Origin of the sequence: Oryzihumus sp. (genome assembly GCF_036391795.1) — a bacterium.
Classification (GTDB): domain Bacteria; phylum Actinomycetota; class Actinomycetes; order Actinomycetales; family Dermatophilaceae; genus Oryzihumus.
The window spans coordinates 1-7,506 of record NZ_DASVZH010000085.1 but is presented as its reverse complement, the minus strand read 5'-3'; the positions used below and the strand labels follow the sequence as shown (position 1 = coordinate 7,506).

Below are 7,506 nucleotides of genomic sequence, written 5' to 3'. Positions count from 1 at the left end.
GCAGGGTCGCGCCGAGGATCACGTGGTAGGTCGCGAGCGGGTGCTCGGACCGACCGCGCCCGGTCGACTCGACCCGGCGGACCGCCTCCTGGGTCACCGCTGCACCCGGCGCCGCACCGCGTCGGCGAACGCGTCGCCGCGCGCGCCGTAGCTCGTGAACATGTCCAGGGACGCGCCGGCGGGGGCCAGGAGCACCACGTCGCCCGGCTGCGCCAGGGCGATCGCCTGCTCCACCACCGTGTCCATGACGCCAGTGTCCGTGCTGTCGAGGTCGACGACGGGGACGTCGGGGGCGTGTCGCGCCAGGGCGTCGGCGATGCGGGCGCGGTCGGCCCCGATGAGCACCACCCCGCGCAGCCGGCCCTTCGCCGTGGCGACGAGGTCGTCGATGTCGGCACCCTTGAGCTGCCCGCCGGCGACCCAGACCACGTGCTCGAAGGCCAGCAGCGAGGCGGCCGCGGCGTGCGGGTTGGTGGCCTTGGAGTCGTCGACGAAGCGCACGCCGTCGACGAACGCGACGTCGGCGATGCGGTGGGCGTCGGGGCGGAAGTCGCGCAGGCCGTCGCGGACGGCCACCGGAGCGACGCCGTAGGCCCGGGCCAGCGCGGCGGCCGCGAGGGCGTTGGCGACGTAGTGCGGCGCGACCGACGGGGCCTCGCCCTGAAGGTCGGCGAGGGTGCACAGCTCGGCGGCGGAGGTCTGGCGCTGCTCGACGAAGGCCCGGTCGGCCAGCACGTCGTCGACCAGGCCCACCATCGACAGCGCGGGCACCCCGAGGGTGAAGCCGACGGCGCGGCAGCCCTCGACCACGTCGGCGTCCATGACCAGCTGCTCGGTCACCGGGTCCTGCACGTTGTAGACGCAGGCCACCTGGGTGTTCTCGTAGATGCGGCCCTTGGCGCGCTGGTACTCCTCCAGCGAGCCGTGCCAGTCGAGGTGGTCGGGGGCGACGTTCAGGCAGGCCGAGGCGACCGCGGAGATGGACCGTGACCAGTGCAGCTGGAAGCTGGACAGCTCGACGGCGATGACGTCGTAGGGCTCGGGGTGGAGCACGGCCTCCAGGATCGGCGTGCCGACGTTGCCCGCGCTGGTGGTGCGCAGGCCCGCGGCGGTGAGGATCGAGGCGAGCATGTTGACCGTGGTGGTCTTGCCGTTGGTCCCCGTGACCGTCAGCCAGGGCGCCGCGCCGGTCCTGGCGCGCATTCGCCAGGCCAGCTCGACCTCGCCCCAGACCGGTATGCCGGCCGCGGCCGCCGCGACCAGCAGCGGGTTGTCGGGGCGCACCCCGGGCGAGGTGACGACGAGCTCGGTGCCCTCCGGCGGGACGGCGACGGCGTCCTCACCCAGGTGCAGCCGGGCGCCGAGGATGTCCAGGATCCGGGCCCGCTCGGTGATGGCCTCGCTGACGTCGGGGCTGGTCGCGGCGACGACGGCACCCCGCTCGAGCAGCGCGTCGGCGGCGGCGAAGCCGCTCACCCCGAGGCCGACGACGAGCACGCGCAGGCCGGACCAGTCGGCGTCGCGGTGGGTCAGGCCGGGGCGCGGCTCGTAGGTGTCCAGCGGCCGGGTCATGCCGCGCCCGCCACCCACTCGGCGTAGAAGACGCCCAGCCCCAGCGCGACGAACAGGCCGGCGATGATCCAGAAGCGGATGACGATCGTGACCTCGTTCCACCCCACCAGCTCGAAGTGGTGCTGCAGTGGTGCCATCCGGAAGACCCGTTTGCCGGTGAGCTTGAAGGAGCCGACCTGGATGATGACCGACAGGGTGATGATGACGAACAGGCCGCCGAGGATCACCACGAGCAGCTCGGTGCGGGTGGTGATCGCCAGGCCGGCCAGGCCGCCGCCGAGCGCGAGCGACCCGGTGTCACCCATGAAGATCTTGGCCGGCGAGGCGTTCCACCACAGGAAGCCGAAGCAGGCGCCCATGACGCACGCCGCCACGAGGGCGAGGTCGTGGGCGTCGCGGACCTCGTAGCACTTGGTGCCGGGGTTGGTCTGGCAGTTCTGGTTGAACTGCCAGATGCCGATGAGCACGTAGGCGCCGAAGACCATCACGCTGGCGCCCGTGGCCAGGCCGTCGAGGCCGTCGGTGAGGTTCACCCCGTTGCTGGTGCCGGCGATCATCAGGTTGGCCCAGATGACGAACAGGATGAGCCCGAGCAGCGTGCCGGCGAAGGCGAAGTTGACCGGGGTGTCCCGCACGAACGACACAAACGGCGCGGCCGGGGTGCGGAAGTGGCTGTTGGGGAACTGCAGTGCGAGCACCGCGAAGATGACCGCGACCAGGGTCTGGCCGGCCAGCTTCTCCCCCGAGCGCAGGCCCAGGCTGCGTTGCTTGGAGATCTTGATGTAGTCGTCGAGGAAGCCGACGAGGCCCAGGCCGCCCATGAGGAAGAGCACGAGCAGCCCGCTCATCGTCAGCGGCGTCAGGGTCAGCAGGTGCGAGAGGAAGTACGCCGACAGCGATGCGCCGATGATGACCGCGCCGCCCATCGTCGGCGTGCCGCGCTTGGTGTGGTGCGAGGTCGGGCCGTCGTCCCGGATGAACTGCCCGTAGCCCTGCCGGACCAGGAACTTGATGAACATCGGGGTGCCGAGCAGGGCGACCACCAACGAGATGGCGGCGGCCAGGAGTACGGCCTTCACGATGAAACCTCCGAGTCAGTGCCCCCGACGAGCCGGTCGCCGAGCCACCGTAGCCCAGCCGCGTTGCTGGACTTGAGCAGGACGACGTCGCCGGGCTCCAGCTCGCGCTGCAGCAGGGCGTACGCCGCGTCGGCGTCGGGGACCCAGGTGGACTCCTGGCCCCACGAGCCCTCCTGGCGCGCGCCGCTGTCCATGGCCCGGGCGCCCTCGCCGACGACGACGAGGCGCGAGACGTTGAGCCGCACCGCCAGCCGGCCGACGGCGTCGTGCTCGACGGTGGACTCCTCGCCGAGCTCGAGCATCTCCCCCAGCACCGCCCAGGTCCGCCGGCCGTGCCCCATCGCGACCAGGGCCTTGAGCGCGGCGCGCATCGAGTCGGGGTTGGCGTTGTAGGCGTCGTTGACCAGCGTCACACCGTCAGGGCGCTCGTGGACCTCCATGCGGTGCCGGCTGGCCGGCCGGGCCGCGGTGAGGGCCGCGGCGACGTCCGCGAGCGGCATACCGGTCTCCAGGGCGACCGCGGCGGCGGCCAGGGCGTTGGAGACGTGGTGCTCGCCGTAGAGGCCGAGCTGCACCGGGACGCGGCCCTGCGCGGTGACCAGCGTGAACCCGGCCCGGCCGGCGTCGTCGAGGGCGACGTCCTCGGCGCGCACGTCGGCCCCGGACGCGGAGCCGAAGCGGACCACGCGGGCACGGGTCACCTCGGCCATCCCGGCCACCACCGGGTCGTCGGCGTTGAGCACGGCGAGGCCGTCGGCGGGCAGCTCCCGGACGAGCTCGGACTTGGCCCGGCCGATCGCCTCGCGCGAGCCGAACTCGCCCACGTGGGCCGTGCCGACGTTGAGCACGACGCCGATGCGCGGCGGGGCGACCTGCGTGAGGTAGGCGATGTGGCCGATCCCGCGGGCGCCCATCTCCAGCACGAGGGTGCGGGTGGTCGGGGTGATCCGGCAGATGGTCAGGGGCACGCCGACCTCGCCGTTGAGCGAGGCCTCCGTCGCCACCGTCTCACCGCACCCGGAGAGCACCGAGGCGATGAGGTCCTTGGTGCTCGTCTTGCCCGAGGAGCCGGTGATGCCGATGACGGTGAGGTCGGGGCTGGCGTCGATGAGGTGCCGGGCGAGGGCCGCGAACCCGTCCTGGATGTCGGGGACGACGACGCAGGGCAGCTCGTCGACCTCGCGGGTGGTCAGCGCAGCGACGGCGCCGCGGTCCCGGGCCGCGCCGGTGAAGGCGTGCCCGTCGGCGGCCTCGCCCACCCGGGCGACGTAGAGGCTGCCGGCGGCGGCCTCGCGGGAGTCGGTCACCACGGGGCCGTCGACGACGACGTCCTCGCCGTGGTGGACGCCGCCGGTGACCCGGGCGATGTCGGTGAGCCGGAGCGGGATCACGGGGCCACCGTGCCGTGGGGTGCCTGGTGGGTCATCAAGGCTGCGCGCAGCTCCTCGCGGTCGTCGAACGGGTGGACCACCCCGGCCACCTCCTGGCCGGTCTCGTGGCCCTTGCCCACGACGACCAGGGTGTCGTCGGGGCTGGTGGCGTAGCCGACCGCGCGGCGGATGGCGTCGGCGCGGCCGGCCACCTCCACCACCTCGGCGGCGCCGCCGGGCCGGGCGGCCCGGTCGCGGGCGCCCTCGAGCACCGCGGCGCGGATCGTGGCCGGGTCCTCGGAGCGCGGGTTGTCGTCGGTGACCACGACCACGTCGGCCTGGTCGGCGGCGGCCTCGCCCATCGGTGCCCGCTTAGCCCGGTCACGGTCGCCACCGGCGCCGAGCACGACGACGAGGCGGCCAGAGGTGTTGTGGCGCAACGACTTCAGCGCCGCAGCCACGGCGTCGGGAGTGTGGGCGAAGTCCACGACCGCCAGCGGCAGGGCGGCCGGGTCGGCGCCCCCGGGCACGACCCGCTCCATCCGGCCGGGCACGTGCGGGTCGGCGGCGAGGGCCTTCTCCACGGTGCCGGCGTCCAGGCCGCTCGAGAGCAGGACGACCGCGGCGACGGCGGTGTTGACCCGGTTGAAGTCGCCGGGCAGGGCCGAGCGCAGGTGCAGCACGACCTCGGCCGAGCGCAGCGTGAACGCCGCGTCGTCACCCTCGACCGGCTCCAGGGTGAAGTCGGCGCCGGCCGCGGCGTCGGAGCCAACGGTCAGCACCGGGACCGTCGCCTCGCGGGCCAGTCGCGCACCCCAGGCGTCGTCGACGCAGACCACGCCGCGCCGGGACCGCTCGGGCGTGAACAGCGAGGCCTTGGCGAGGAAGTACTCCTCCATCGTCCCGTGGAAGTCGAGGTGGTCCTGCGAGAGGTTCGTGAACGCCGCGACGTCGTAGACGACCCCGTCGACCCGGTGCAGGGTCAGCGCGTGGCTGGACACCTCCATCGTGCAGGTGTCCACGCCGCGCTCGACCATCACCGCGAGCAGCGCGTGCAGGTCGCTGGACTCCGGGGTGGTGCGGACGGACTTGACACGCTCGTCGCCCAGCCGGGTCTCGACGGTGCCGATGAGGCCGGTGGTGCGCCCCAGGGCGCGCAGCGCCGAGTCGAGCAGGTATGCCGTGGTGGTCTTGCCGTTGGTCCCGGTCACTCCCAGCATCGTCAGCGAGCGGCTGGGGCGGCCGTGGACGAGGTCGGCCACGTGCCCCATCACGGCCCGGGGGTCGGCCACCACCAGGACCGCCACCTGCCCGGCCACCTCCGAGCCCGCGACCAGCGCCGCGCCGGCCTCGTCGGTCAGCACCGCGCGGGCGCCGAGGCCGACGGCGCCCGCCGCGAACGCGGCGCCGTGGGCGTTCGCACCCGGCAGCGCGGCATACAGGTCACCGGCTCGGACGGCCCGGGAGTCGTGCGTGACCCCGGTGACCTGCACGTCGGCGGCACCGGCCGTCGCCGGGGCACCCGCGCACGCAGCGACCTCGGTCAGGCTCGTCGCGCGGGGGAACTGGGGTCGGGGGGCCACACTCACCACGGGGAGACGTTACTGCCCGTCGGTCCGGAGCTTGATGGTGGGCGGAGTCGTCCCGGTCGGGGCGATCTTGTAGGCCTGCAACGCGTAGGTCATGACCTGCGAGAACACCGGGGCCGCGACGACGCCACCGAAGTAGCTGGTCGTCGGCCGCTGCACCGTCACGGCCACGACGAGCTCGGGCTTGTCGGCCGGGGCGAACCCGATGAACGAGGCCGTCTTGCCGTTGTAGCGCCCGAGCGCCGGGTCATAACGGTCCGCCGTGCCGGTCTTGCCGGCGACGCGGTAGCCCTCGACCCGGGCCTCCGGGGCGGTGCCCTCGCTGCTGACCACGCCCTCGAGCATCGTGCGCACCTGGGCCGCCACCGCCGGGGAGACCACCTGGACCGGCGTGGGCCGGGTGATGGCGCTCAGGGAGCCGTCGGGGTTGCGGATGCCCTTGATCAGCGAGGGCGGCATCCGCAGGCCGTTGTTCGCGATCGTCTGGAACACCCCTGCGGCCTGGATGGCGTTGACCGACAGGCCCTGGCCGAACATCACGGTGTAGCGCTGGGAGCCGCTCCAGTCCTGGACCGGCGTGAGCAGGCCGGGGCTCTCGCCCGGGAAGTGGATCCCGGTGCCCTGGCCCATGCCGAACTTGGTGAAGTAGTCGTGCAGCGTGCTCGCCGGGACCTTCTCGCCCAGCTCGATGGTGCCGATGTTGCTGGACTGGGCCAGCACCCCGGCCGCGGTCAGGTGCTCGATGCCGTGGTTCTCGGCGTCGTGGAAGGTCGTGCCCGCCCGCGGCAGCGTGTTGGGCACCGTGACCGGCGTCGCGGGGTTGGCCACACCCTCCTGCAGGACCGCCGAGAAGGTCATCACCTTGCCGGTGGAACCCGGTTCGTAGACCTCGTCGAAGGCGCGGTTGTCGAGGTTTCCCTTGGCGTGGGCGATGTCGTTGGGGTCGAAGGTCGGGTAGCTGGCGACGGCGAGCAGGTCGCCGGTGTGGACGTTCATCACGACGACGGTCCCGGAGAGTGCCCTCGTCTGCTGCACCTTCTGGGCGATGGCGTTCTGGGCGTACCACTGCAGGTCGCTGTTGATCGTCATCTGCACCGTGTGGCCGGGCACGGCCGGGGTGATCGACTGCTCCCCCGTGGGGATCATCCGGCCGTCACGCGCCCGCTCGTAGGTCTGGGTGCCCGGCTTGCCGCTCAGCCGGCTGTTCATCAGCAGCTCGAGGCCGCCGCCGGCGGTGCCGTCACCCCCGACGAAGCCGACGAGCGAGGCGGCCGCGGTCGAGGTGGGGTAGGTGCGCTGGCTGGTGGGCTCGCTGTAGATGCCGGGGATGCCCAGCTCGTTGATCCGGCGCCAGGTCAGCGGCGAGAGGCCCTTGGCGACGTAGGTGAAGCGCCGGGTGCCGGTGAGGATCGTCGTGAGCTCCTCGACCGACTTGCCGGTGAGGGGGGCGAGGTCCTGCGCCGCGCCGGCCACGCCGACCTTGGTCAGGTGCCCGTCGACCGTCTTCTGGTACTCCGGCACCGCGGTCTGGTCGGCGGTGATGTTGCGGCGCTCGATGCTGGTCGCGAGGACCACGCCGTTGGCGTCCGTGATGTCGCCGCGCATCGCGGGCACGGTGACGGTGTAGAGCCGGCTGCCCAGCGCCGCCGTGGCCATCTTCTTGGCGTCCAGCGCCTGGATCTTGACCAGCTGGGCGCCGAAGATGCTGAAGACGAAGAGCACCGCGAGCATGACGAAACGCACCCGACGGTGCGGGTGCGCGACGCCGAGCCGGACCGGTCTGGCCGGCCGGCGGGGAGGGCGTGGCCCGGAACCGCTCGGAGGTCCCTGCCGCGGACGGCGGGTGGTGCCCGCTCCCCCGCCGCCGGTCGCACCGCCCTGGCGCTGCGGGGCCGG

The 7,506-nt window shown here is 73.1% G+C and carries 5 protein-coding genes; all 5 read right to left on the bottom strand.

Going from position 1 to position 7,506, the window contains the following annotated elements:
- Positions 1-93 precede the first annotated feature (93 nt).
- The 5 genes from murD to VF825_RS04990 are packed head-to-tail and all read right to left on the bottom strand — an operon-like array spanning position 94 to position 7,341.
- A complete protein-coding gene (gene murD, locus VF825_RS05010; protein ID WP_331110782.1) occupies positions 94-1,572 on the bottom strand; it encodes a UDP-N-acetylmuramoyl-L-alanine--D-glutamate ligase in 1,479 nt (492 codons plus the stop codon).
- Entirely contained in the window at positions 1,569-2,651 is a 1,083-nt protein-coding gene (gene mraY / locus VF825_RS05005) for a phospho-N-acetylmuramoyl-pentapeptide-transferase (protein ID WP_331110780.1), read from the bottom strand. Before mraY ends, murD begins: the two co-directional genes overlap by 4 nt.
- Entirely contained in the window at positions 2,648-4,042 is a 1,395-nt protein-coding gene (locus tag VF825_RS05000; RefSeq protein ID WP_331110778.1) for a UDP-N-acetylmuramoyl-tripeptide--D-alanyl-D-alanine ligase, read from the bottom strand. The genes mraY and VF825_RS05000 overlap by 4 nt, the downstream gene beginning before the upstream one ends.
- Entirely contained in the window at positions 4,039-5,610 is a 1,572-nt protein-coding gene (locus VF825_RS04995) for a UDP-N-acetylmuramoyl-L-alanyl-D-glutamate--2,6-diaminopimelate ligase (protein WP_414695774.1), read from the bottom strand. The genes VF825_RS05000 and VF825_RS04995 overlap by 4 nt, the downstream gene beginning before the upstream one ends.
- Before the next feature lie 12 nt (positions 5,611-5,622).
- Complete coding sequence (locus VF825_RS04990) at positions 5,623-7,341, bottom strand: penicillin-binding protein 2 (RefSeq protein WP_331110774.1); 1,719 nt, start codon at positions 7,339-7,341, stop codon at positions 5,623-5,625.
- Between the last annotated feature and the right edge of the window lie 165 nt (positions 7,342-7,506).